Annotated in this window: 20 protein-coding genes; 6 read left to right on the top strand and 14 right to left on the bottom strand. The window is 72.0% G+C overall.

The genetic code is table 11. The features are described 5' to 3' along the window. Nucleotides 1-234 precede the first annotated feature (234 nt). Complete coding sequence (gene serB, locus ABEA24_RS33435) at nt 235-1,437, top strand: phosphoserine phosphatase SerB (RefSeq protein ID WP_345435787.1); 1,203 nt, start codon at nt 235-237, stop codon at nt 1,435-1,437. Nucleotides 1,438-1,542: 105 nt separating this feature from the next. Here serB and ABEA24_RS33430 read toward each other — a convergent pair whose 3' ends face one another. From ABEA24_RS33430 to ABEA24_RS33405, 6 genes are all read right to left on the bottom strand, one after another. Next, nucleotides 1,543-3,708, bottom strand: a complete 2,166-nt coding sequence (locus ABEA24_RS33430) for an FUSC family protein (protein WP_345435785.1) — start codon at nt 3,706-3,708, stop codon at nt 1,543-1,545. Nucleotides 3,709-3,941: 233 nt separating this feature from the next. Beyond that, nucleotides 3,942-5,081 (bottom strand): S8 family peptidase, encoded by a 1,140-nt coding sequence (locus tag ABEA24_RS33425; RefSeq protein WP_345435783.1) that lies wholly within the window; start codon nt 5,079-5,081, stop codon nt 3,942-3,944. 490 nt (nt 5,082-5,571) lie between these two features. Next, nucleotides 5,572-6,042 (bottom strand): SixA phosphatase family protein, encoded by a 471-nt coding sequence (locus ABEA24_RS33420; protein WP_345435781.1) that lies wholly within the window; start codon nt 6,040-6,042, stop codon nt 5,572-5,574. Between the two features lie 345 nt (nt 6,043-6,387). Next, nucleotides 6,388-8,784 carry a sodium-translocating pyrophosphatase gene (locus ABEA24_RS33415; protein ID WP_345435779.1) on the bottom strand — a complete coding sequence of 799 codons (2,397 nt, stop codon included), beginning with the start codon at nt 8,782-8,784 and terminating at the stop codon, nt 6,388-6,390. A 403-nt stretch (nt 8,785-9,187) separates the two neighbouring features. Next, nucleotides 9,188-9,622 (bottom strand): ATP-binding protein, encoded by a 435-nt coding sequence (locus ABEA24_RS33410; RefSeq protein ID WP_345435777.1) that lies wholly within the window; start codon nt 9,620-9,622, stop codon nt 9,188-9,190. Nucleotides 9,623-9,629: 7 nt separating this feature from the next. Further along, nucleotides 9,630-9,983 (bottom strand): STAS domain-containing protein, encoded by a 354-nt coding sequence (locus ABEA24_RS33405; RefSeq protein ID WP_252843406.1) that lies wholly within the window; start codon nt 9,981-9,983, stop codon nt 9,630-9,632. A 311-nt stretch (nt 9,984-10,294) separates the two neighbouring features. Here ABEA24_RS33405 and ABEA24_RS33400 point away from each other — a divergent pair, with 311 nt between their 5' ends. The 3 genes from ABEA24_RS33400 to ABEA24_RS33390 all read left to right on the top strand — a co-directional run bounded on the left by ABEA24_RS33400 (nt 10,295) and on the right by ABEA24_RS33390 (nt 14,624). Beyond that, entirely contained in the window at nt 10,295-12,565 is a 2,271-nt protein-coding gene (locus ABEA24_RS33400; protein WP_345436216.1) for a DEAD/DEAH box helicase, read from the top strand. Between the two features lie 412 nt (nt 12,566-12,977). After that, nucleotides 12,978-13,400 (top strand): hypothetical protein, encoded by a 423-nt coding sequence (locus ABEA24_RS33395; RefSeq protein ID WP_345435775.1) that lies wholly within the window; start codon nt 12,978-12,980, stop codon nt 13,398-13,400. 30 nt (nt 13,401-13,430) lie between these two features. Beyond that, nucleotides 13,431-14,624, top strand: a complete 1,194-nt coding sequence (locus tag ABEA24_RS33390) for an FAD-dependent monooxygenase (protein WP_345435773.1) — start codon at nt 13,431-13,433, stop codon at nt 14,622-14,624. 185 nt (nt 14,625-14,809) lie between these two features. Here the strand turns inward: ABEA24_RS33390 and ABEA24_RS33385 are convergent, their stop codons facing one another. The 4 genes from ABEA24_RS33385 to ABEA24_RS33370 all read right to left on the bottom strand — a co-directional run bounded on the left by ABEA24_RS33385 (nt 14,810) and on the right by ABEA24_RS33370 (nt 17,792). Next, on the bottom strand, nt 14,810-15,949 hold the full coding sequence (locus ABEA24_RS33385; RefSeq protein WP_345435771.1) for a hypothetical protein: 1,140 nt from the start codon (nt 15,947-15,949) through the stop codon (nt 14,810-14,812). Nucleotides 15,950-16,197: 248 nt separating this feature from the next. Then, nucleotides 16,198-16,638 carry an Rv3654c family TadE-like protein gene (locus tag ABEA24_RS33380; protein ID WP_345436214.1) on the bottom strand — a complete coding sequence of 147 codons (441 nt, stop codon included), beginning with the start codon at nt 16,636-16,638 and terminating at the stop codon, nt 16,198-16,200. Between the two features lie 264 nt (nt 16,639-16,902). Next, entirely contained in the window at nt 16,903-17,256 is a 354-nt protein-coding gene (locus ABEA24_RS33375; RefSeq protein WP_345435769.1) for a TadE family type IV pilus minor pilin, read from the bottom strand. A 341-nt stretch (nt 17,257-17,597) separates the two neighbouring features. Further along, nucleotides 17,598-17,792, bottom strand: coding sequence for a DUF4244 domain-containing protein (locus ABEA24_RS33370; protein ID WP_345435767.1), 195 nt, complete (start codon nt 17,790-17,792; stop codon nt 17,598-17,600). 277 nt (nt 17,793-18,069) lie between these two features. On the opposite strand from ABEA24_RS33370, the gene ABEA24_RS33365 reads away from it, so the two are divergent. Further along, a complete protein-coding gene (locus tag ABEA24_RS33365) occupies nt 18,070-18,585 on the top strand; it encodes an EF-hand domain-containing protein (RefSeq protein ID WP_345435765.1) in 516 nt (171 codons plus the stop codon). Between the two features lie 120 nt (nt 18,586-18,705). Next, nucleotides 18,706-19,596, top strand: coding sequence for a class I SAM-dependent methyltransferase (locus tag ABEA24_RS33360; RefSeq protein WP_345435763.1), 891 nt, complete (start codon nt 18,706-18,708; stop codon nt 19,594-19,596). A gap of 170 nt (nt 19,597-19,766) precedes the next feature. On the opposite strand, the gene ABEA24_RS33355 is transcribed toward ABEA24_RS33360, so the two are convergent. The 4 genes from ABEA24_RS33355 to ssd form a co-directional block, all read right to left on the bottom strand. Next, nucleotides 19,767-20,339, bottom strand: coding sequence for a type II secretion system F family protein (locus ABEA24_RS33355; RefSeq protein WP_345435761.1), 573 nt, complete (start codon nt 20,337-20,339; stop codon nt 19,767-19,769). A 690-nt stretch (nt 20,340-21,029) separates the two neighbouring features. Then, entirely contained in the window at nt 21,030-21,761 is a 732-nt protein-coding gene (locus ABEA24_RS33350) for a type II secretion system F family protein (RefSeq protein WP_345435759.1), read from the bottom strand. After that, nucleotides 21,758-22,912 (bottom strand): TadA family conjugal transfer-associated ATPase, encoded by a 1,155-nt coding sequence (locus ABEA24_RS33345; RefSeq protein WP_345435757.1) that lies wholly within the window; start codon nt 22,910-22,912, stop codon nt 21,758-21,760. The genes ABEA24_RS33350 and ABEA24_RS33345 overlap by 4 nt, the downstream gene beginning before the upstream one ends. 523 nt (nt 22,913-23,435) lie before the next feature. Then, nucleotides 23,436-24,506, bottom strand: a complete 1,071-nt coding sequence (ssd, locus tag ABEA24_RS33340) for a septum site-determining protein Ssd (protein ID WP_345435755.1) — start codon at nt 24,504-24,506, stop codon at nt 23,436-23,438. Between the last annotated feature and the right edge of the window lie 430 nt (nt 24,507-24,936).

Below are 24,936 nucleotides of genomic sequence, written 5' to 3'. Positions count from 1 at the left end.
TTCTCCCGACCAACCGGCTTCTCCCGACCAACCGACCCCGACCGACCTCCCGGCCCCGACCGATCTCCCGGTTCGCTAAGGAGCGCGCCCGCCCCGCAGGACGGCTCTCGAACGCCGGATGAACCCTCGGTGGGCGCGGCTGGGCCCGGCGGCGAACAGGCGCGGAAGCCCTGGTGTCCGCATGGTGGACCGCCGCGCAAGGCGCGATCAGAGCCAAGTACCGTGGTGAACAGCATGAATGCCAAGACGCGCACACTGCTCATCACGCTCACCGGCCGTGACCGTCCCGGGGTCACGTCTCGCCTGTTCAGCACCCTCGCCGCCTTTCCCGTGGTCGTCGCCGACGTCGAACAGGTCGTGATCCGCGGCCGCCTGGTCCTCGGCGTGCTCGTCTCGTACGGCTCCGACACCGACATCGGGCGGGTCTGGGCGGCCGCCGAGAAGATCGCCGCCGATCTCGGGCTGGAGATCGAGCTGGCCACCGGCACCGGCAACGGCGGCCCGCGGCGCCGGGGGCGGCTGCACGTCACCATCCTCGGCAACCCGCTCACGCCCGCCGCGATGGCCGGGATCGCGGGCCGCGTCGCCGCGCACGGCGCCAACATCGACCGCATCGAGCGGCTCGCCCACCACCCGGTCACGTGCATCGAGATGGACGTCTCCGGCGCCGACCCGGACGGCCTGCGCGCCGCGCTCGCCGCGGAGGCCGCCGAACAGCACGTCGACGTCGCCGTCCAGCGCGGCGGCCTCGCCCGGCGGGCCAAACGGCTCATCGTCATGGACGTCGACTCGACCCTCATCCAGGGCGAGGTCATCGAGTTCATCGCCGAGCACGCCGGGCTGGCCGGCCAGGTCGCCGAGATCACCGAGGCGGCGATGCGCGGCGAGCTCGACTTCGAGGGCGCGCTGCGCGAGCGGGTCGCGATGCTCGCCGGCCTCGACGAGGCCGTGCTGGAGAAGGTCCGCGACCGCATCGAGTTCTCGCCGGGCGTGCGCACCCTCGTCCGTACGCTCAAGCGCCTCGACTACAAGTTCGCGATCGTCAGCGGCGGGTTCACGCAGATCACCGACGCGCTCGCCGCGGATCTCGGCATCGACTACACGGCCGCCAACGTCCTCGAGGTCGAGGAGGGCAAGCTCACCGGCCGCCTCGTCGGCCCCATCATCGACCGGGCCGGCAAGGCCGCGGCCCTGCGCCGGTTCGCGGCCGCCGCGGGCGTGCCGGTCAGCCAGACCGTCGCGATCGGCGACGGCGCCAACGACCTCGACATGCTCGCCGCCGCCGGGCTCGGCATCGCCTACAACGCCAAGCCCGTCGTACGCGAGGCCGCCGACACGGCCGTCAACGTGCCGTACATGGACACCATCGCCTTCCTGCTCGGCATCTCCCGCGAGGAGATCGACGCCGCCGACGCCGAGGACCCGGACATCCCGTAGGGGTCCAGCGGATCTCTGTCCGGCTGCGCGGCGCCCAGAGGCTCCGTCTCGCGGCGTTGTCGCCCCGCCCCGAGAGGAGCCGGCGGCCGGAGGCGGAGCGCCGGATCAGGAGGCGGCGTCGCCCTGGACGGCGGTCCGCAGGCGTTCGGCGTCCGCGACGAGCCCGCGCAGGGCGTGCCGGGCGGCCGCGACCTGAACCAGTGAGCGGCGCAGCGTCGTGACCGCATCCGTGCCGACGCCGCTGTCCAGCTCGTCGCGGCGGCGGCGCGTCAGCTCGGCCAGGTGCTGGTCGAACTCGTCCAGCAGATCGTCGAGCCGTAGTTCGGCGTCCGTCCGCTCGTCGGACAGCACGGCGTCGGCGCCCTCCTCGAGGTGGTCGGCGACGCGTTCGAGGATCGCGGGCAGCGGGCCGGGATCCGAACGGTCCTCTTCCTGGAGCGCGATGAGGGCCTTCACGTCGTCGCGGAGCCGCCGCGCCTCCGCGCCGACCCGGCGGAGCCGCCGGATGAGGTCGTCGGGCGGCGCCGGTTCGCGGCCGAGCCCGATCGCCGACTCCTCCACGTCGGATGCCGCCGAGTTGGCGTCCTCCATGCGGCGGCGGATCGACACCTCCCGGTCGCCGTCGAAGTGGGCCGCGACCGTCCGCGCCAGCCGGGCGTGCGTCCGCATCAGCCGGGCCAGCCGACCGGGCAGGAGGCCGACCGTGCCGGCCGGCCACAGCACCCGTGCCGCGACGAGCGCGAAGAGCCCGCCGGCAATGGTGAGCCCGATCCGCCACGCGGCGGCGGACCAGCTCATCGGTTTGGAGTAGTCGACCAGCAGCATGATCATCGGGGTGGCGAAGGCCATCCAGTGCCCGTGGTTGACCGGCCGCACCGTGAAGCCCAGCGCCGCGCCGATGAAGACGAGGACGATGAGGGTGGCCTGCTGCGGCACGAGCGCGAGGGCCAGCGCGGCGACGATCGCGCCGATCGCCGTGCCGCCGATCCGCTTGACGACCCGCGAGACCGTGTCGCCGTACGAGTCGCGCAGACTGACGACGACCGTGATCGTCAACCAGTGCCCGTGCGGCAGTCGCAGCGCGGTGGTCACGGCCATGGCCACCGCGATCGCCACGCCCATGCGCGTGGAGTACCGGAAGCCCGGTGAGCGCGTGCGGACGGCCTCCCGGAACCGGGTCCAGCCGCCGGTCGGCCGCTCCGGGAGGCGCGGCGAGTCGAAGCCGATCTTCAAGCCCGGGGCGATGATCTTCCGGGCGCCGTCCACCCTCTCGGTCATCCGGGAGACCAACCGGCGGACCTGCACGATCAGCGCCGTCTCGATCAGGTGGTCCGGCTCCGCCAGCCACGCCAGGCGGAGGTCCTCGCTCACCCGGGTGAACCGTTGCAGCGCGACCGGCTCGTCGGCGCCGAGATCCGCGCCACCACGCGTCTCGATCGCCCCGGCGACCAGCCGCAGCCGGGCGGCGATCGCCGCGACGGCGACCCGGCGCTCCCGCTCCCACTCCTCCGGCGGAAGCACCTCCAGGGCCGCGTCGTGCAGCAGCTGCAGTGCCACGGCCTCGTCCATCACGCGGGCGAACGCCTCGATCAGCCTCTTCGGGCGCTGGTGGTCGTCCCGGCCACCCCCCAGGTACAGCCCGTAGGTGGCCCGCGCCTTCCGGATCGTGTCGTACGCCCGGCGGCGGCGCCGAGTCCACTCGTCCCTCGACGGCTCGGGCTCGGCCAGGACGTCGAGCGCGGCGGCCACCGCCGTGCCCGCGTCCGCCAGCGCCGTCCGCAGCGGCTTCAGGCGGTGGGTGAGGAGGGGGACGACCATCAGCAGGGCCACGAACAGCCCGCCGACCATCTCCATGAGGCCGTTGAACACGGCCGGACTGCCCGGCGGCCGCACCGTGGCGACGACCGTGCACAGCGTCGCCGTGACGCCCAGCCAGGGGACGGCCACCGCGAGCGCCGCGACGACGGGCACGACCGCGACGGCGAGCCAGCCGTGGCCGGCCAGCAGGCCGCCGAACATGGTGGTGCCCGTCACGACGAGCACCGCGGCCAGCAGGGCGCGGGCCCGGGCGCCGTACGGGCCCTGCGGCGTCGTGTTGACGACGAAGAACGCGCCGAGGGCCGCCAGCCCGCCCTGGGCGGGATGGCCGGTCACCGTGCCGATCACGAGGGGCGTGGCGATGCCGATGGACGCGACGGCGCCGTACACGCCCGACGGGCGCCCTTCGGACTCGGCGTACGTCTCGCGCAGCCAGGCCAGCGACGACCGCAATCCGCGTCCTCCCTGTCCGAAAAACCCACCTCTACTACAGCACGACGACCGGCCGGCACGCCGCATGGGCAGCGTGAATTAAGACACCGTTTATCCCTTTTGCTGGCGTCATCGACCACCACGACGTGGCCGCCGTCCACCTGCTCCACACAGCACGATGCCGGGGCCCGCGCGGCCCCGGCATCGTCAGACGGTCAACAGGAGGCTGGATCGGGGACAGCCCCCTGCACGGCTTACAGACCGCCCGAGTTCAGCAGCAGGTTGGGAGTTCCGGCCGGGACGCCGCTGATCGCGCCCTTGACCGCGTGCGAGGTGATCCAGGTCGTGACGGCCGACTGGGAGCCGTCTCCGTTCGCCTGCTTGTAGAGGGCGGCCACGCCGACGACGTGCGGGGTGGCCATGGACGTCCCGCTGATCGTCTTGGTGCCGCCGCTCAGCCAGTCGGAGGTGATGTCCACGCCCGGGGCGTACACCTGGACGCACTTGCCGAAGTTGGTGAAGCTCGCCGAGGCGTCGGTCCGGTCGGAGGCGGCGACGGCCAGGACCCCGTTGGCCCCGGACGGCGAGCCGTCGCAGGCGTCGGCGCTCTCGTTGCCGGCCGCGACCGCGAGGAACACCCCCGCGCCGGTGAGCTTCTTCGCGGCGTTGTCGATGGAGGCGGACTTGGCGCCGCCGAGGGACATGTTCGCGACGGCCGGCTTGGCGGCGTGCTGGGCCACCCAGTCCATGCCCGCGACCACGTCCGCGTCGGTGCCGGAGCCCTGGCAATCCAGCACGCGGACGGCCTTCAGCGTCACGTCCTTCGCGACGCCGTACGTCTTGCCGCCGATCGTGCCCGCGACGTGGGTGCCGTGGCCGTTGCAGTCCTTGCCGTCACCGCCGGTCGCGTCGTAGCCGACCGCCGCGCGGCCACCGAAGTCGGAATCGGACGCGTCGATGCCGGTGTCGATGATGTACGCGGTGACGCCCTTGCCGGTGTTCTTGTAGGTGTACTTCTTGTCGAGCCCGGAGGCCGCGTCGAGGCGGTCCAGTCCCCAGTCCGCGTTCGACTGGGTCTCCATGGTGTGCACGGTCGTCGCCTGCGCGACCTTGACGACGTTCGGGTCCCGGCGCAGGCGGTCCAGTTGCGCGGCGTCGAGCCGGGCGGAGAAGCCGTTCGTGACGGCCGAGAACACGTGGGTGATCGCGCGCTGCGGCACCCGGTCCATCGCGTCGCTGCGCCGCGCGGTGCCGGATTTGACGGTGACGATGTACTGACCGGACGCCGCACTGCCCTGGGCTGCGACCAAGGGCGCTAGGGGCGTGGCCGACGCGGCAGGGGCGACGGCGGCCATCGGCAGTGCGAGGAGGGGGAGGATTGCGAGCCTCTTCACGACCTCTCCGTTCGTTCGGCCCCATCCGTCTCTCGGATGCGGCGGGCACGGGCCATCGGCTGGCCCGAGCGAACGACGCCGGCTCCCCGCCGTTGTCCGGCACGGTCCCCTGCCTGCGTCCGTCGGCAGGTTAGAGATCCGGTCGGGGCCAATGGCACCCCTATGACGTTCCGTAACAGGCGTGACTGGGCTTCTGACGGCCAGTCGCGGACGCTGTGATCAGTACGGACAAGAGGGTCGCCGACAAGAGTGTGTGGCCGGATCCGGCCACAAGGTAAACCTGTAAGTAACTGTGAGTGTCACCACGCTGCGTCTTCGCGCGACTCGGCTCCGTGCCGGACCGACCGGCGCGGACGACGCCGTGTCCGCGCCCGGCCTGGGAACGATGCGCGCGGAAGGCTCAATGATCAGACGGCGACGACCGTCGAATCGGGGCGAGTCGCCGTGGGCTCGGTGCGTTCACCGAGCTCTTCGCCCGGCGTCGCACGCGTCAACGGGCGCGCGGAGTCCAGTACGCGGTGAGGCGGCCGATGCCCGGCCACAGGTCGGACCAGTCACCGTCGAACTCGATGATCGCCGTGGCCGCCGTCGGAAAGCGCTCGGCCGCCTCGCCACTGAGGTCGAGCACCAGCCGGTGCATCGACGGGTTGTGGCCGACGAGCAGCAGCGTGCCGGGCTCCTCGTGCTGGGCGCGCAGGAGGTCGAGGATCGCCACGGGGTCGTTGTCGTACACCCGCTCCTCGAAGTCGACGGGGACGTCGATCCGGAGCCCCTCGAGGGTCTGCCGGGTGCGCAGGGCGGGCGAGCAGATCACCCGGTCGGGTACCCGGCCGGCGGCGCGCAGCTCGTCGCCGGCCGCCCGCGCGTCGCGCCGGCCCCGGGCGGCGAGGGGTCGATCGAAGTCGGGTGTGCCCAAGGGGGAGTCGGCCTTGGCGTGCCGGAGCACGATCAGCGTGGGCATCAGAGGCGGTGGTGCGGCGAGAAGATCACGGCGATCAGCATGAGCACAAGGACGATCGCGACCATGATGCCGACGAGGATCGCGAACCCTTTCGCGCCGGACGGCTGGGACTTCTGCATGCCTCCAGTCTGCCGTGCCCTCCGCGCGCCCCGACCACCCCCCGCCTTCCGACCGAAGAGGCATGGCGGAGAGAACGACGACAGGGGGCCGGCCCGGAGGGGCCGGCCCCCTGCCCTGTCCATCGAGACCAGAGGGCTCGGCGGGTACGGCGGTCGGCAGACGCGGAGAGGGCCGGACGGTGGTCCGTCCGGCCCCCTCTGCCCTTCTTTCCAGGGTTGGCTCAGGTCACGACGCCTTGGCGGCCGCCGCCTCCTCCTCGTCGGTGGTGTCGGCGCCGCCCGGCGTCTTCGCGTCGCCGCTCTCGACGGCCGGCTCGGTCTCCCCGCCGATGGAGGAGGCCCGCCGCTTCGACACGACGATTGCGCCGACGATGACGGCGACCGAGACGACGGTAACGGTGACGCGCAGCGCGGTGTTCGCGGCGTACGTGACGACGGCCTGGGCGATCAGCAGCGACACAAGGTTCATCACCTTGATCAGCGGGTTGATCGCCGGGCCGGCGGTGTCCTTGAACGGGTCGCCGACCGTGTCCCCGATGATCGTCGCCTCGTGGGCCGGAGAGCCCTTGCCGCCGAGGTTGCCCTCTTCGACGAGCTTCTTGGCATTGTCCCAAGCGCCGCCGGAGTTGGACAGGAACACCGCCATCAGCGCGCCCGCCGCGATCGCGCCCGCGAGGTACGCGCCGAGGGGCGCGTACCCGAGCGCGAAGCCGACCGCGATCGGCGTCATGATCGCCAGCAGGCCCGGCGTGGCGAGCTCGCGCTGGGCGTCGGCGGTGCAGATGCTGACCACGCGGTCGTAGTCGGGCTTCTCGGTGAAGTCCATGATCCCGGGCTTGGTGCGGAACTGGTTGCGCACCTCGACCACGACCCGGCCGGCCGCGCGGCCGACCGCCATGATCGCCAGCCCGGAGAACAGGAACACCACCGAGGCGCCGATGATCAACCCGATCAGCACGTTCGGGTTGTCGACGCCGAGGTTGAACTGCTGGAACGTCGGGCCGAGGGCCTTCTTCACACTGTCGCTCGCCCCGCTGAGCTCGCCCACGACCGTCGTACGGAACGAGCCGAACAGCGCGGTCGCGGCGAGTACCGCCGTGGCGATGGCGATGCCCTTGGTGATCGCCTTGGTGGTGTTGCCGACCGCGTCGAGGCTCTCCAGCACGCTCGCGGCCTCGCCCTCGACGTCGCCGGACATCTCCGCGATGCCCTGGGCGTTGTCGGAGACCGGGCCGAACGTGTCCATGGACACGATCACGCCGACCGTCGTCAGCAGACCCGTACCGGCCAGCGCGACCGCGAACAGCGCGACGGTCGTGTTGTTGAAGCCGAGGAGGAACGCGCCGTACACGGCCGCGCCGATCACCAGCGCGGTGTAGACGGCCGACTCCAGGCCGAGCGAGATGCCGGACAGGATGACGGTCGCCGGGCCCGTACGGGCGCTGTCGGTGACGTCCTTGACCGGGCGGCGGTTGGTCTCGGTGAAGTAGCCGGTGAGCAGCTGGATGGCGCTGGCCAGCACGATGCCGACCAGCACGGCGCCGAGGGCGACCCAGCGCGGGTCGACGTCCGCGAGGTTCGAGTCGCCGCTGATTGAGGCGTTGGCGCCGTGCAGCTTGGCGAACGAGTCGGGCAGGTACAGGAACGTCGCCACGGCCACCGCGATCGCGGAGACGATCGCGGAGATGAAGAAGCCCCGGTTGATCGCGCTCATGCCCGACCGGTCCTTGGCCCGCGGTGCGACCGCGAAGATGCCGATCACCGCGGTGACCACGCCGATCATCGGCACGATCAGCGGGAAGACCAGGCCCTCGGTGCCGAACGCGACCCGGCCGAGGATGAGGGCCGCGACGAGCGTGACGGCGTACGACTCGAACAGGTCGGCCGCCATGCCGGCGCAGTCACCGACGTTGTCGCCCACGTTGTCGGCGATCGTGGCTGCGTTGCGCGGGTCGTCCTCGGGGATGCCCTGCTCGACCTTGCCGACCAGGTCCGCGCCGACGTCGGCGGCCTTCGTGAAGATGCCGCCGCCGACCCGCATGAACATCGCCAGCAGGGCCGCGCCGAATCCGAAGCCCTCGAGCACGCCCGGGGCATGACCCTTGTAGGCGAACACGACGACGGCGGCGCCGAACAGGCCGAGTCCGACGGTGAACATTCCGGCGACGCCACCGGTGCGGAAGGCGATCCGCATCGCGATCTTCTCGCCGCTCTCCCGCGCCGCCGCCGCGACCCGGACATTGCCGCGCACCGCGAGCCACATGCCGGTGAATCCCGTGATCCCGGAGAACAGCGCGCCGACGACGAAGAATACCGATCGGCCGATCTTCACCCCGGTCGACTCCGCTGGTAGCAGGAGCAACAGGAATGGGATCAGGACCACGAAGATGCCCACCGTACGGAACTGGCGCTTGAGGTACGCCAACGCGCCCTCTTGCACCGCTCGTGCGATCTCCTGCATCTTCTCGGTGCCCTGGCCTGCCGCGAGTACCTCGCGGACCAGTACACCTGCGACGGCCAGCGCCAACAAGGCGATCACACCGACAACGACCACCAGACTCAGGTCGCTGCCGCCGAGATTCACCTCTGCGCTGGCCTGGGCGGGCAGGGTAAGCCCAGACATGCATCCTCCTCGACAGCCGCGTTCGATCCGGTCGCCCCGGGGGGTGACCGGCCACCGCCACGCGTCGGGCGGGGCAATGGTGCCGGGAGTCTACGCAGGCGTAGCTGGAATTAGAAGCCTGCTCGGTTGCTTAACAGTAATGCGACCGAGATGTGACACGCGCTGCACCAGAAATTAATCCTACGCCGCTAGCGAGGGGCATCTTCGCTGGTCAATCGCGACTTATAGGGCGATCCACTTCTTGATCAAAAGGCAGTCCATAAGGGGCGATCATGATTAGGACTGCGAAAACTGGGAAAAGTGTAGCGGCCGTATAAAGCAGAGACCCCCGGGGCCGCGTCTCACGCGACCCCGGGGGCGGGGACTTCCAGGCCGGTCGGTCGCCGCCGACCGGCGGGCCGGCTCAGTCCTTCTTGACCGGCCAGCTCATCGTGATCTCGACACCGGAGGGAGTCGACGCGATGTCCACGTCGTCGGCCAGACCCGCGATGACGGCGAACCCCAGGTTGAGATCGCCGTTCAGCTCCACGAGGTCCACCGGCGTCCCCGGGACGCCGCTGCCCGCCGGATCGTCGTCGGGCACGCGGTCGGTCACCACGACCTCGAACCGATCCGCACCGTCGCGCAGCTCCACCCGGACGGGCTCCTCCGGGCACTGCTGGCGATGGGCCTCCACCGCACGGGAGCAGGCCTCGCCGACCGCCAATCGCACCTCGTCGAGGAGCGTCTCTTCGACCCCGCCCCGCCGGGCGACGGCGGTCGCGATCAACCGGGCGGTGCGGACGTGAGCCGGCAAGGGGCTGAACGTGAGCTCGACCATGGCTGTCTCGGGCGCCATCCCGGCCCTACTTCTGCTTCTTGCGGTGCTCTCGCGCGTCGTCGACCGAGTCGAAGATGCCGAAGACCTTGGTCAGGCCGGTGATCCGGAAAATCTTCAGGATGCGCTCCTGCGTGCAGACGAGCTCCAGCGAGCCGTCGTGCGCCCGTACCCGCTTGAGCCCGCCGACCAGGACCCCCAGGCCGGTGGAGTCGAGGAACTCGACCTTCTCCATGTCGACGAGGAGGTGGTACTTGCCCTTGTTCACCAGGTCGATGAGCTTTTCGCGGAGTTTCGGCGCGGTGTAGACGTCGATCTCTCCCTCCACGTTGATGACGGTGAGGTCATCGTCGGTGGTGTAGTCGTTCACCTTCAGGTCCACAGATCCTCCTGCGCCGTGCCGCGTATGGAAGTCGGGGCCATGGAACCCCGCCGTGATTCAACCACGCTCCGCCATCGTGTCTACACGAAATCACCACACAGGGCGACCTCGCCCAGCGTGCCGGCGCCCTCGTGCGGGCAGGGGGTAGCACGCATGGCGGCGCAAGCGTTGTGCCCAGGATGCCAGACTGGAAACCTCCGTAAGCCGAACCGCTTTCGACCGAAGGGGTGACGCAGGCCATAGAAGCGGACTCCGCACTCCCCTCCGACGACGGCACCTCGCCGGCCACGGGCCCGCGAGGGCGGGCTCCCCTGATCCTGCGCCGCCTGCGCGACGACCCGCGGCGCCACGGCCGTATCACCCACGTGCAGAGCGTTCCCGCAGGCGAGGGCCGTACCGCCGACTGGCCCGCCTGGGTGCCGCCTCTCCTGATCGAGCGCCTGCGCCTGGCCGGCGTCGAGCGGCCCTGGGAGCACCAGGCGCGGGCGGCCGAGCTCGCGCACGCGGGCCGGTCTGTGATCATTGCCACGGGCACCGCCTCGGGCAAGTCGCTGGCCTACCTCATGCCCGCCCTGGAGGCCGTGTTCGGCGGCGGCTCCGTGCTGTACCTCGCGCCGACTAAGGCCCTGGCCGCCGACCAGCTCCGCTCGCTGCGCGGCCTCAAGCTCGCCCAGCTGCGCGCCGCGACGTTCGACGGCGACACTCCGGCCGACGAGCGCACCTGGGTCCGCCAGTTCGCCGACTACGTCCTCACCAACCCCGACATGCTGCACCGCACGGTCCTGCCCGGCCACGCGCGCTGGGCCCCGTACCTGCGGCGGCTCCGCTACGTCATCGTCGACGAGGCGCACGGCTACCGCGGGGTGTTCGGCTCCCACGTCGCCCAGATCCTCCGGCGGCTGCGGCGCGTCTGCGCCCGGTACGGCTCCGAGCCGGTGTTCATCCTCGCGTCGGCGACCGCCTCGGACCCGGGCGTGTCGGCGTCCCGGCTGACCGGGGTCGATGTCGCGGAGGTGGCCGAGGACGCCTCGCCGCGCGGCGCGACGTCGTTCGCGCTGTGGGAGCCGCCGCTGACCGAGCTGCGCGGCGAGCACGGCGCCCCCGTACGCCGCACGGCCACGGCCGAGGCCGCCGACCTCCTCGCCGACCTCGTCATCGAGGACGTGCAGACCCTGGCCTTCGTACGCTCGCGGCGCGGCGCGGAGGCGGTCGCGCTCGGCGCCAAACGGGCCCTCGCCGAGGTCGCTCCGGACCTGCCCGCCCGTGTCGCCGCGTACCGGGCCGGATACCTGCCCGAGGAGCGACGGGCGCTGGAGAAGGCCCTGCGGTCCCGGGAGCTCGTCGGGCTCGCCTCCACGAACGCCCTCGAACTCGGCGTCGACGTCTCCGGCCTCGACTCGGTGATCATCTGCGGCTGGCCCGGCACGCGCGCGTCGCTGTGGCAGCAGGCCGGCCGCGCGGGCCGCTCGGGCCAGGACGCCCTCGCCGTCCTGATCGCCCGCGACGACCCCCTCGACACCTACCTCGTGCACCACCCGTCGGCGATCTTCGGCACGCCCGTCGAGGCGACCGTCCTCGACCCCGACAACCCGTACGTCCTCGCCCCGCACCTGTGCGCCGCCGCCGCCGAACTCCCGCTCACCGAGAAGGACCTGCCGCTGTTCGGCCCGTCGGTCAAGGACCTCCTGCCCGACCTCGTACGCCGCGGGCTCCTGCGGCACCGGCCCACCGGCTGGTACTGGACCAAGCGCGAACGCGCCACCGATCTCGCCGACATCCGCGGCGCCGGCGGCCCGCCCGTCCAGGTCGTCGAGGCCGCCACCGGACGCCTCCTCGGCACCGTCGACGAGCCGTCCGCGCACACCACGGTCCACCAGGGCGCCGTCTACCTCCACCAGGGCGAGTCGTACGTCGTCCAGACCCTCGACCTGGAGGACTCGGTGGCGCTGGTCGAGGCGGCCGACCCCGACTACACGACCACCGCCCGCGACGTCACCGACATCTCCATCCTGGAGACCCTCCGGTCGACGTCCTGGGGCGAGGCGACCCTGTGCTTCGGCACCGTGGAGGTGACCCAGCAGGTCGTCTCCTACCAGATGCGCCGCCTCGCGAGCGGTGAGGTCCTCGGCGAACGCCCGCTCGACCTGCCACCCCGTACGCTGCGCACCCGCGCGGTCTGGTGGACGCTGCCCGACGAGGCGCTGCGGGTCCTGGGCGACGCCGACGTCGGCGGCTCGGCACACGCCGCCGAGCACGCCTCGATCGGCCTGCTGCCGCTGTTCGCGACCTGCGACCGCTGGGACATCGGCGGGGTCTCGACGGCCCTCCACCCGGACACCGGCCGGATGACGGTCTTCGTGTACGACGGCCACGACGGCGGCGCGGGCTTCGCCGAACGCGGCTACGAACAGGCCGGACGCTGGCTGCGCTCGACTCGCGAGGCCATCGGCGACTGCGAGTGCGAACACGGCTGCCCCTCCTGCATCCAGTCGCCCAAGTGCGGCAACGGCAACGATCCCCTGGACAAGCAGGGCGCGCTCGACCTGCTCGACGCCCTGCTGAAGCAGGCACCCTCTCGCTGATCACGCGACCCGGCCCACGGTGCTCCGCGGGCGGGCCACCGGCGGGGTTGGCGGCGACCTGTTCGGGGCTCATGAGCCCTCGGAGGTCGGGGCCCCTCGGGGGTCGCAAGCCCTCGGGGTCGGGGGCTTCGGGGGTCAGGGCGCCGCAGATCACCGAGCCGGCCGCGGGCGGGGCGGCGAGACCGCCCACGGCCGCCCTGCCCGCGCTGCGGCGAGCCGGACGGCGTCGCATCTCTCCGGCTCGCTGACGCGCCGTCCGGTCGGCTGGTCCGTGACCGCTGTGGCAGGGGTGGCCCCTGTTGAAGGCGGCGACTTCCCGCTAACTTGGCCCATCCGACAAATCGCCGGTGGCACGACATGCCGCCGCGGGTCGTGGCTCGCGTTCCAGGGTCATGGGAGAGGAGACGTATCGATGGTCATCCTGGGAATCGTGCTGGCTGCCGCGGCGGTGGCCGTTGGCATCGGCGTCATCGCCGGGAACTCATCATCCGCCTCGATCGACGTCTTCGGGCAGCACGTGCCAGGCGTGCAGACCGAAGGACAGGTCTTCGCCGCGGGTGTACTCGTGGCGTTCGTGTTCCTGCTCGGCCTGGCACTGGCCTTCCTGACGATGGGCCGCGCCCTGCGAGCACGCCGCGAGCTCCGCGACCTGCGGGACGAGCACCGCGAGTCGATCACCACGCTGGAGATGGAGAAGCAGCAGCTGCAGCGCGACCTGGCCCGCGCCCGCAGCGCCACCGGCGGCACCGCGAGGACGGCCGACGACATCCCTGTCGCCGGCGGCCAGAGGCCCAATCGCGACCCGGTCTCCACGTTCTTCGACCGCACCGACTGACCGCCCCCGCTACAGGTGTAGAACGGCGGGATGGACGCCAGAGCGCACGCCAACGGAACGAACGGGCGCAACGCGATCGTGGTCGGTGGTGGAATCGGCGGGCTGGCGGCCGCCGTCGCGCTGATCCGATGCGGATGGCAGGTGGAGGTCCTCGAGCGCGCCCCTGCCTTCGAAGAGGTCGGCGCCGGCCTGTCCCTGTGGCCCAATGGGGTACGCGCCCTGGACGCGCTGGGTCTGGGCGAGAACGTTCGCAGGCGGGCCATGACGGAGACCGAAGGCGGCATCCGAAACGTTTCCGGCCGCTGGCTGGCCCGAACCGACGTACGAGAACTGGGACGCCGATACGGTCCGGTCGTCGCCGTACACCGCGCCGATCTGACCGAGGTCCTACGCCAGGCCGTACCCACGGCCGCGCTGCACATGAACGCCGAGGTCACCGGCGTCGAAGCCGCAGGCCCCGGGGTCGAGGTCCGGCACACGGCAGGGGTGTCCCAAGCCGACCTGCTGGTGGGCGCCGACGGGATCCGGAGCGTCGTCCGGCGTTCGCTCTGGCCTGACCATCGCGCACCCCGCTACGCGGGATACACGGCCTGGCGCCTGATCGTCGATACGGGAGGTCATCCGTCGGCGGTCGGCGAGACCTGGGGACGCGGCCAGCGAGCGGGGATCGTGCCGCTCGCCGACGGCAGCACCTACTTCTTCGGCGCCGCGAGCGCTCCCGAAGGGCAGCGCAGCCCCGACGGCGAGCTGGCGGAGATCCGGCGGCGTTTCAACGACTGGCACGCGCCGATCCCCGAACTCCTCGCCGCCGCCTCCGAGGACACGGTGATGCGTCATGACATCTACGAACTGCCGCCGTTGCGCACCTTCGTCCATGGCCGCACCGCACTGCTCGGCGACGCCGCGCACGCCATGACCCCGACCCTGGGGCAGGGCGCCAACCAGGCTCTGGAGGACGCCGTCACGCTGGCCGCGATGCTCGCCGCACACCCGGACGTGGAATCCGCTCTCGCCGTCTACGACCGCCAGCGCCGCGCCCGCACGCAGATGATCGCCCGCCGGTCCCGTCTGATCGGAATGGTCGCGCAATGGAGTTGGCAGCCCGCCGCCGGCCTGCGGGACCGAGCCCTGCGCCTGAGCCCGTCCTCCTCCCTCCTGAGGGCGCTCGCTCCCGCACTCTCCTGGCACCCCCCAGCCCTGGAGCCCGCCAACCGTCCCTCATGAAAGCCGGCCCCGCGCCCGCCGCGGCCAGGCAAGGCGCGGAATCGCGCCATGTCACAGGCATCGCCCAAAGCACAGGAATTGCGCTGGGCACCAGCATCGTGCAGGGCACAGGTGTCGCGGGGCACAAGCATCGCTGCCGGGCACACGCCTCGCGCGCAGCGACGGACGAGGTCGTCCGTCGGAGGTCAGCTCCGGCGCCGCCGCCCGCGGTAGCCGCGGCGGGCAGGGGCAGCCTCCCGGTGGCCGACGTCTGCGGAAGATTCCTCCCGGGCCTCCCCGGCCTTCTGGTGGTCGCCGGCCCGATCCTCTGCTACCGCCGCGCCATCGGCCTTCTGGCGCGGGCCGGCGGCGGCTTCCACAACCGAAGCAGCGGTTTTGGAATCGCCTGTCCCCGCGTCCCGGGCGTCATCGGCCGCTTCGGCCGTCCCAGCGCCCGTAGTGGCGAGCTCGGTCACCGGTGCCCTTCGCCGCCGCCGGACGGTCGGCGTCCCTCCACGGGACGACTTCCCACCGGCACGACCGGTGCGACCGCCGGGGCCGGTCTGGGCGGCGCGTGCCTCCGCCGCCAGTCGCTGACGGCGGGACCACATGCCGAAGTGCGCGGACAGCAGCAGGAGCACCAACGCGGCCGCGACGCTCTGACCCCACTTGATCGGAGTGGTCGCGGAGACATTGTCCGCCCGCACCTGCTTGGTGTTCGGAGCGGCGATCTGCGGATCCGGCGTGGGGTACTGGAATCCGACCCCCGAGCCGCCCGGGCCCAACGACGGCAGACTGAACGGCGAGTTGTTGCCCAGCGGCTGCGTCGGGACACCGCCGGTGCCGGTCCCGGTGCCGCTGGGCAGGGTCGGGCCCGATCCTGGAACCGTCGGGTAACCGCCGGACTTCGGCGTCTTGCTCGGCGTCGTCTTGTGGTGCGTCGGCTTGGGCTTCGGCGAGGTCGAACGGGCGTTCACCGAGAACCCGCTCGTGTCGTACGTGCAGGTGGTGAGGTTGCCGATCACCTTCAGTACGAAGTATCCGTCCTCCTGAACAGCCACGTCTCCCGAGATAGTGCCGTCGTGGACGGTCGGTCCTATCTGCCGGTCGAGACCGGGCCCGGAGATCTGGAGGTGGGCGCCGGCGAGCATGCCGCTGACCTTCGCACTGACGTGGACGCTCGATCCGGCGGTGATCGACCCGGAGGGAGGAGTGATCGAAGCACTCGCCAGGCCGTACCAGCACGAGTCCTCGGCGTTCGCGGGGCCGCTCTCACCGACGGCGATGACGGCTACGGTCAGTGGAGTCATCAGGGCGACTGCGGCGGCCTTGGCGACCTTCCTCACGACGCCGTCCCTTCCTCGACAACTCTTCCGTCGCACCGGCTCGGAACACCGGCGACGACGCCGATCCCTTGATCGAAACGACCGGGTGAGAAGAACGTCACGGCCGTTCCGAGTGACTCTAGGGGTTTCTGAAGCCGATGGTGGTAATTGTTCGCAGCAGCTTATCGGACACTATCTCCAATAGAGTCACAGATCCATACCAATGCCCCACTATGCGTGGGGCAGAGGTACGCATCCCATCTACGGATTCAACGAGCCAAGTCGCCTCCGGTCACGCCCTTCCCCGGTGAATCAGGTTCCGGCACGCCGCCGCCGTCCACCGGGCCGGCGCGGGCTCGGGCGGTGACGGTCAGCCGACCCAATCGCGGCAGCGACCGGACCTGGGAAGTGACGATGACGTCCGCAACCGAGCCGTGAACCCCGCACTCGTGGAGCCGCGCCTGAGAGTCGCGCGCCACTCGTGCCGCGAGCAGGCAGGCACGCTCGGATCCCTCGGCCGCGTGTGCGGCTGCTGCGAGTGCCGCGAGATCGGCTGCGGCGTACGCACGATGCCGGGCGGCGCGTGCCCCACCCACGACCATCGCCATGGCGGCCACCGCCCAGACGGCTCCGATCAGCGCGACCGTCCACACGGTGCCCGAACCTCGGTCGCCGGAGTCCCTCTTCCTGGACCAGCGTGCGCTCTCGATCGTCCTGCGCGTCAGCGCGCCGATACCGACGCCGTTTCCCGCAGCGCCTCTGCTCCGACCTCCCATCCCTCTACAGACTCCCATCCGCCCAGAACCTCCCCCTCAAACTCCTCCCTGCTCAGCACCTCCCCCTCAGCACCTGCCCCTCAGCACCTGCCCCTCAGCACCTCCGCCCTAAGCACCTCCGCCCTCGGCACCTCCACCCCGGCACCCCCACCCTCGGGACTCCCGCCCTACCAGCGTTTCCGCCGGATCTTCGACACTTCAGCCGCGGGTGGCCGGCGTCTGGGTGCCTCCTTCCGGCTCGGTGGCGGCGGCGGCCTGCGCTCGCAACCTCAGGGATGGAAAGAGGCTCCGCACCGGAGGGCTCACCACGGCTCGTACGACCACACGGGTGGTCCGAGGGTCTCGGTCGATCCAGACGCTCGCGCCTGGAGGGGCCGCACGCCGAGCGGCTGCCCTGACCTCGGCCAGGGGCTCGCCTCGGGCGGCGGCGCGGGCACCGGCTCTCGCGGCGTCCACGCATGCGACCTGGGCGGCCGCGGCGCTGACCCCCCACATCGCGATCGCGAGGATGAGGACGAGCGCCGGGAAGGCAACCGCCGTCTCGACGGTCACCGACCCTCGATCACCGGACTTGAGGACTCCGCGTCGCCGTACCGGGCCACCGGGCGGTGCGGTGCGGGCCGTGTGGCCCGCATCCGCCGTGCCCGCTCGGCGTCGTATCGGTGTCCCGCATTGACCGCCAGAGCCTCCGGCGACCGCCGCGGCCGGAATCCGGGCACCCGTCGGCGCATCGATCCGTGCGACATCCCGTACGGCCTGCCCGGACTCGCCGACACGCCCGCACCCCATCGCGGCGCTCTCGGATCCGGTCACCGCCCCCAGTCCGATGAGCATGGGACCCGAAGCCACGGCTGAGACCCGCCCCCGCTGATCATCGCCCGCATTGCAGCCGTTCAACCGACGAGGTTGAGCGCGCGATGGATGATCGTTAAGAGCATTTGCCGGACTTCGGGGCTGGTCACGATCTTGAACAACAGGCCGGCGAACGCGGCGGCCGCCACCGTGCCGACGGCGTATTCGGCGGTGGACATGCCGTCGTCGCTCCCGTAGCGACGCCGACGGCACCTCAGCGCGGAGACGATGCGCATGTGATCCTCCTATCCGGACGACGGACGCGAGAGCGCCCGTCATCAGCCTCGCGGGACGCCCAGAGTCCGACCACTCCCGAACACGGTTCTGTGGAAAACTGGCGCCGGCGGCAACCGGCGGATACGGGGCTTGAGCAACGACGGAACGGCCACATCCCCGCCGAATGACATGACCCTGCCGGGTCTCCGTGCCCGTGATGCGAGTGACTCTTGATTGATCACTTTATGTAGTTATACTACTACTGTCTGCATCGACTCCTTGCTGGAGGTTCCCCCGATGGATGCACGTCTGGATCGAATCAAGGCCGCGTTCGACGCTCTCGACACGAACTCCAACGGCTACCTGGAAGCGGAGGACTTCGACGGGCTCGGGCACCGGATCATCCAGGCTCTGAACGTGGCGGAGAGCTCGCCCAAGGCCCAAGCGCTCCACACGAGCTGCCGGCTCTACTGGCAGGGACTGGTCGACAGCCTCGACCGGAACAACGACGGGAGGCTGAGCTCTGAGGAGTACGCCCGGTTCCACGAACCTAACGGGTACGAGGAGAACGTCCGGCCCTACGCGGAGGCGCTGACCGCGATATGCGATCGCGATGACGACGGCTTCGTCCAGCACGCCGACCTCGTGCGGGGTCTGGGGGCTGTGGGCTTCCCCGTGGAGAACATCGAACGGCTCTCCCAGGCGCTCGACCCACAAGGCACCGGCCTGATCTCCAGGAGCGAGTGGCGGACCGCCATCGAGGACTTCTTCCTCGCCAAAGGCAGCCACGCCGTCAGCGACACGCTGGTCTGACACCCCGGCGACCGGTGTCGATGCCGGCCATCGGCTCGACGCATGTTCCCCGTCTCACCTGCGCCTGACGGTTCGAGGATGAACTCGCCGACCGTGCGTGGGGCCCGGAGAGGAGAGCCCATGGCCGGTAACACCGGCGTGGAAGAAGGTGTCGGACGGACCGCCCTCATGGTCGCCGCAGCGCGGGCGATCGAGACCCACCGCCACGACGCCCTGGCGCGGGACGTCTACGCCGAGCATTTCGTTCGAGCGGCACGGGCGTCCGCGGCCTGGCCGGTGCGCCTGCAGCAGGTTCCAGACGGCGACGCCGATCCGTTCTGGGGCCGGTTCGCGCGCTACTTCGGCCTGCGGACGAGGGTCCTCGACGACTTCCTTCTACGGCAGGTGCGCGCGGGGACCCGGCAGGTCGTCCTCCTCGGGGCCGGCCTGGACACGCGGGCGTACCGGCTCGGCTGGCCGCCCGGCTGCACGATCTTTGAAATCGACCAGGAGGACGTCCTCGCGTTCAAGAACCGCGTGCTCGACGAGCTGCGTGCCGTGCCGAAGGCCGAGCGCATCACGATCGGGGGCGATCTACGCCTCGAATGGGCTCGGGAGCTGACCGACGCGGGCTTCGACCCGGCGGCACCGACCGCCTGGCTCGCCGAGGGGCTGTTGCTCTACCTTCCCCATGCAGCCGAACGCGCCCTCATCGAGGCAGTGGACAGGCTGAGCGCGGCGGGGAGCGCTCTGGCCTACGAGGTCAAGATCGGTACGGAGTCTGCGGCCGTCCGCGCAAGCCCGATCTACTCGGCTGCCAGGCGACGGATCGGCATCGATCTTCTCGTCCTGTTCGGAGAGGAGCCGAGGCCCGACTCCGCCGCGGACCTGGCCGCCCAGGGCTGGTCCACATCGGTCCACACCGCGTTCGAATTCACCCGCCGCCACGGGCGCGGCCCCCACCCCGAGCCCGAACGGCACGACGCACTGGCCGCCAACCGATGGGTGTTCGCAAGCCTGCCCTGGCCGTGACCCGGCCGAAGGACAGGCCTTCGGGGAGGCCGGGTGCAGGAATCAGCGGGCGGCATCATCACCTTCGGCAACCCCTGACCGGCCGCCCCGAAGCATCGCGAAGGCCCAGATCACCGCTGCGGGTCCCCGTACCGGGTTCTGGACGCGAGGCCGGCAGGCGAGCGGAGTGCTCAGGGCAGGAGCAACGTGGCCGCGATGCCGGCGACGGCCGGGACGATGCCCAGCAGGATGAATGCCGGCAAGAAGCACAGGCCGAGCGGGGCGACGGCTCGGACCCCCGCGGCCCTCGCACGCTTCGCGGCGGCCACCCGCGCGACGCGCCGCTGGTCGCGCGCCAGACGGGCGAGAGTGGCGGCAAGGGGTGCGCCCCCGGACGCGGCACGGGCCGCCGCGCGGCCCAGCGGCGCCAGGACAGGGTCCTGGGCGAGCGTGAGCCACTCCACGGCAGGGTCCGCGCCGAGCCGGATACGGGCCGCCACGCGGGCCAGTTCGGCGCCGAGCGGTCCGCCGACGGCACCGGCCACGGCCTCGACCGACTCGTGCCAGGCGCCGCCGCCCCGAAGGCACGCCGCCAGTAGATCGATCGCGATGGGCAGCTCGGCGACGACGCGGCCTCGGCGTTCGCGAGCCGCCTTCGGCTCCAGCCGCCCGAGGAAGCGCATGAGCCCCACCGCGACCAGGACGCCCGCCACCCAGCCCACCGGACCTCCCAGCAGCAGCGCGCAGGTGATGCCGGCCAACACACTCACTCCGGGCTTGAGGCGATCATTCCTCCGCTCTTCGCCCGGGTCCGGGCGGCCCTCGGCCGACCTCCGGCGGCCGTCGACGGCCGCCGAGCCGTCGTCCGGGCTCCCCGTGCGGCCCGCGACCGTTCCAGAACGGCCCCAGAGCGATCGATGAGAACGACGTGTGGTCTGTCCACGAGAACGGCTCACGGCCGCTCCCGCAGGGCTCACAAGCTGCCGTGAGCGGCTCTCCGTCCACGCCGCTGCGGCCTCTGTATCGGCAGGCCGACGCCTATCGGCGAACAGCCTGCCGAGCCGCCCACCCGCCGAGTCGCCCGAGACGGCGATGAACCCCGCGAGGCCGGCACAGCCGATCACGGTCAGCTCGAGGAACATCGATGATCCCTCCGCACAGTCGGATGCGCTCCGCTTCGGCTTCCGCCGGGGTCGGCAGGCGGCATGTTCGACGGTGGTCGTCGGGGTCCTGCGGAAGACCCGTCGCCCGCAGGAGCGGCCACGGCGCGCGTCCGAGGACCACCACCGGAGCCCCTCCGGAGACCCGCCGCCCCCAGAAGCGGCCACGGCGCGCATCCGAAGACCACCACCGAAGCCCCACCAAAGACCCGCCGCCCCCAGAAGCAACCACGGCGTCGTGTGCTCGGGCCGGGCAGAACCGCATGCCGTCGGCGTCGGCCGGGCGCTGTCGCGTCACCGGATCTCCTCGGCGGCGGCGGCCAGGCGCCTGGTCCACCAGAGGCCGAGGACGTCCAGACCGACGCCGAATCCCAGACACAGTGCTCCGGGCACCGTGCCGGACAGGAAGGCGAACGGCCGGGCGCCCAGGGCGACGGCCATGAGCAGGCCGAGGAGGGGCAGCCCGGCGAGCAGCCGCGCCGTCGCACGCGGGCCGGCGAGTTGGAGGGCGACCTCCTCACGGTGCTCCTGCTCGTCGCGGAGCGCCGCGGCGAGACCGTCGATGACGCGGGCGAGCATGCCGCCGCGGTCGACCCCGATGCGCCAGCAGCCGGCGAGCAGGCGGAGCCCCTCGCAGCCAGGGGTCGCGGCCGCTCGTTCGAGGCACGTCGCGACGTCGTCGCCCGACCGGGCGGCTTCCACGACGAGTCCGAACCGGGGAAGGGACAGGCCCTCGGCGGCACCGGACAGCGCGGCACCGGGTGGGCGTCCGGCCGCGAGCTCGGCCGAGATCCCGTCGCACAGCTCGACGACCGCGGCCCGCCGTGCCGCGAGGTCGCGTCGCCCGCCGGTGAGCACGTCGCGCAGGCGATGCATCCGGTCGATCATGCGGGGACCGGAGACCCGCTCGGACGCCGCCCCGGACCGCGCCGGCATGACCGAGGTCAGCCGGAACGCGGCCGGCGAGGGCAGCGACAGGACCCAAACGCCGGCGGACACGCACGCCACGGCCAGGAAGGCGATCACGGCGGTGGCCCGCCGAGCCGGGCGGCCAGGGCCGGGGCGCCCGGGCCCTCGTGGATCGCGCCGTCGGCGCCGTAGGAGACGGCCGGGACCACCTCCACGAGGCCGTCCGACCGCCGTTGGAATACACAGATCTCGGCCACCCGGCGTCGCCCGCCCGGCGCCTCGCGGACGAGGTGCACGACGACGTCGAGGGCCGCGGCGAGCTGGCTGTGCACGGCCTCGCGGCTCAGCCCGGCCGCGCACGCGAGGGCCTCGAGCCGGGCGGGTACGTCGGCTGGGGCGTTGGCGTGCAGGGTGGCGCAGCCGCCCTCGTGCCCGGTGTTGAGGGCGGCCAGCAGGTCGACGACCTCCGCGCCGCGGACCTCGCCCACCACGAGGCGGTCTGGTCGCATCCGCAGGGCCTGGCGGACGAGGTCGTGGAGGGTGACACCGCCGGCTCCCTCGATGTTCGGCGGGCGGGTCTCCAGACCCACGACGTGCGGGTGCGCGGGCCGCAGCTCGGCGGAGTCCTCCACCAGGACCAGGCGCTCGCCCGGGTCGGCCAGCGAGAGCAGTGCCGACAGGACGGTCGTCTTCCCCGTGCCCGTACCGCCGGTGATGAGGAAGGCCAGTCGGGCGGCGACCAGGGCGTCCAGCAGGTGGGCGCCTTCCGGCGGGACGGCCCCGGCGGAGATGAGCTCGGTGAGCGTGAAGGCCCGGTGCCGCGGCAGGCGCAGCGACAGTGTGGTGCCCCCTGAGGCGATCGGCGGCAGCACGGCGTGCAGCCGGACCCCGCCGGGCAGCCGGGCGTCGGCGTACGGGGCGGTGTCGTCGAGCCGTCGGCCGGCCGCGGCGGCGAGCCGCTGGGCCAGTCGGCGCACCGCGACGTCGTCGGGGAATCGCACGCGGGTAAGGCGCAGACCCGCGCCGGTGTCGACCCAGACCTCGCCTGGGCCGTTGACCAGGACGTCGGTCACCTCGGGGGCGCGGAGCAGAGGCTCGAGAGGGCCCGCGCCCACCAGGTCGGCCCGGACCTCGTCCGCGAGGGACAGCACCTCCGTGTCGCCGAGCACCCGCTCCTCCGCTCTCAGTGCGGCCGCCACGTGCGCGGCGGTCGGGGCCGCGCCCGTCCCGACGAGCCGCCCGCGGACCGCCTCGGTCAGATCGCTCATGACGCCCTCCCTTTCGTGATCGCTGTGCGGGCCGCCCCAGAGGTGCCCGGTGGATCTCTGTCCGGCCGCGTGGCGCCCAGAGCGCGCCTCGCCGCGTTGCCGGCCCATCCCACGAAAACGCGCAGAGACGGCCCCGCCGGCCTCCGCGTCTCCGCGGGGACCCCGGGAGGAGTCGCCGGCCGACGCCGGGCCGCCTCCCTTCTCCGCAAGTGTTTGCCGAGCTGCTGTCCGGCGGGCTCGGTGCCTGGTGGCCGTCGGCAGGTGAGCACTCCTTCCGCCTGAACGCTTGCGAGGCACGCTCTGGACCGCCGCTCGCTACGAACGAGATCCGCCGGACACCCTTTGAGCCGGGCGGCCCCAAGGTGCGGTGCCCGGCCGGGGTCCGGTCCGCTCCGGGACATCGGGAGCGGCCGAGGAGACGCGGTCGGGGCCGGGCATCGCCGGCAACTACCGCCCGCGTCCCGGCGGGTGGGCCGCAGGCGGGCAAAGCGCCGAGGCACCGCCCCGGGACCGGCGGCGCCCATCAGCGGATCTCTCCGCGCAGCGGCCGGTCGTGCGCCAGGTCGGTGAGGAACCGGCGGCAGAACCCATCAAGCGCACCGCCCCTCCCTGGGCGGTCGCCCCGCTCGATCGCGCTCGCCAGTCGCCTGTCCGTGGACACGACGCCGGCCAGAGGCAGGCGCAGCGACTCGGCGATGACGGCGGGCTTCAGACCACCGGGTGCGGGACCGCGGACGACGACCCGGAGGTCGCGTGAGTAGGCGCGGACCAGCCCCGCGACCCGGTCGGCCGCGACGGTGGCGCGCACCTCCGCGGGGACGACGAGCAGCGTGGTGTCGGCGGAGGCCAGGACCTCCGCGCTCGCGTCGGTGACCTGCCGCGGCAGGTCCGCGACCACCAGGTCGTAGCCGCGGACCGCCGCGTCGAGCACCGACCGCATCGTCTCGGCCGAGACCGGCTCGGCCGCCCCGCGATGCCACGAGAGCACCGCCAGCCCGTCACGCGCCGGCAGGGAGTCGTGGAGCGCGGCCGTGCTCAACCGCCCCTGCCGGTCGGCGTAGTCGGACCACCTGGCCCCGGGCGTCCCCTCCGCGCCCAGGACCAGGTCGATGCCGCCGCCGAGCGGATCCCCGTCGAGGAGCAGCGTGCGAAGGCGGCACCGCGCGGCGACGCCGGCCAGTGCCGCGGCCAGCACGCTCGCGCCCGCCCCGCCGCGCCCGCCCAGGACGCCGACCAGCGCAGCCCGCCCGCCGGCCGGCTCGGCGGCCGCCGCCATCTGGTCGACCAGCCAGGTCTCGGCCTCGGGCAGGGCCACCACCTGCTGCGCCCCGATCTCCACGGCGAACCGGTAGACGTCGTCGCCGCCGGTCTCGTCCATGGCGAGGATCACGCCCGGCCGCCGCTCGGGCGATGACCGGGCGAGGTCCCCGGCTAAGTCGGCGCCGACCACGACGAGCGCGGCATCGCGCCAGGCGGCCCGGGCGCCCGCCGGGTCGGCGGCGAGCCGGGTCTCGACGTCCGCCGCCGCGGCCAGGCGCAGCAGGTCGTCGACGAGCACGGAATCGGCAGAGGCGATCAGCACGATGGCGGACATGGCATCTCCTCGCTTTCGCGAGGTCAACGATGCGCCCACCGTCGTCGACGCCGAAAGAAGCCTTCCCCAACCTGTGGATAACTCCGTCGTCGGCGGTGCCGCCAGGAGACAAAACGGCTGGGGATACGAGACGACCCCCGCCGGGGGGGAGAGCGGGGGTCGCCGGACGGTCCGGCTCCGGGGGGGTAGAGCCGGTCCCGTTTTCCCGGGAGGTCTCGAAGGCCAAGTCGAAGCCAGGCACTCGTCAGCGGACGGTAAACCCGGCGCCCCCCAGTGTATGCAGGTTCAACATAATGTCGCCCGATCACTCGGTGTTCCGTCGAAGTGGCGACCAATTCGTGATCATTGGCCGACCGCCCATAACGGGAGTATTCGGGCGTTTGCTACGCGGGGGGTGCGTCGAGAACGCCTGCCGTAAGTGGCTGCAGCG

Origin of the sequence: Actinoallomurus vinaceus (genome assembly GCF_039542055.1) — a bacterium.
GTDB classification, from domain to species: Bacteria; Actinomycetota; Actinomycetes; order Streptosporangiales; family Streptosporangiaceae; genus Actinoallomurus; species Actinoallomurus vinaceus.
The sequence above is the reverse complement of the archived record's forward strand: the minus strand, read 5'-3'. Positions and strand labels throughout refer to the sequence as shown.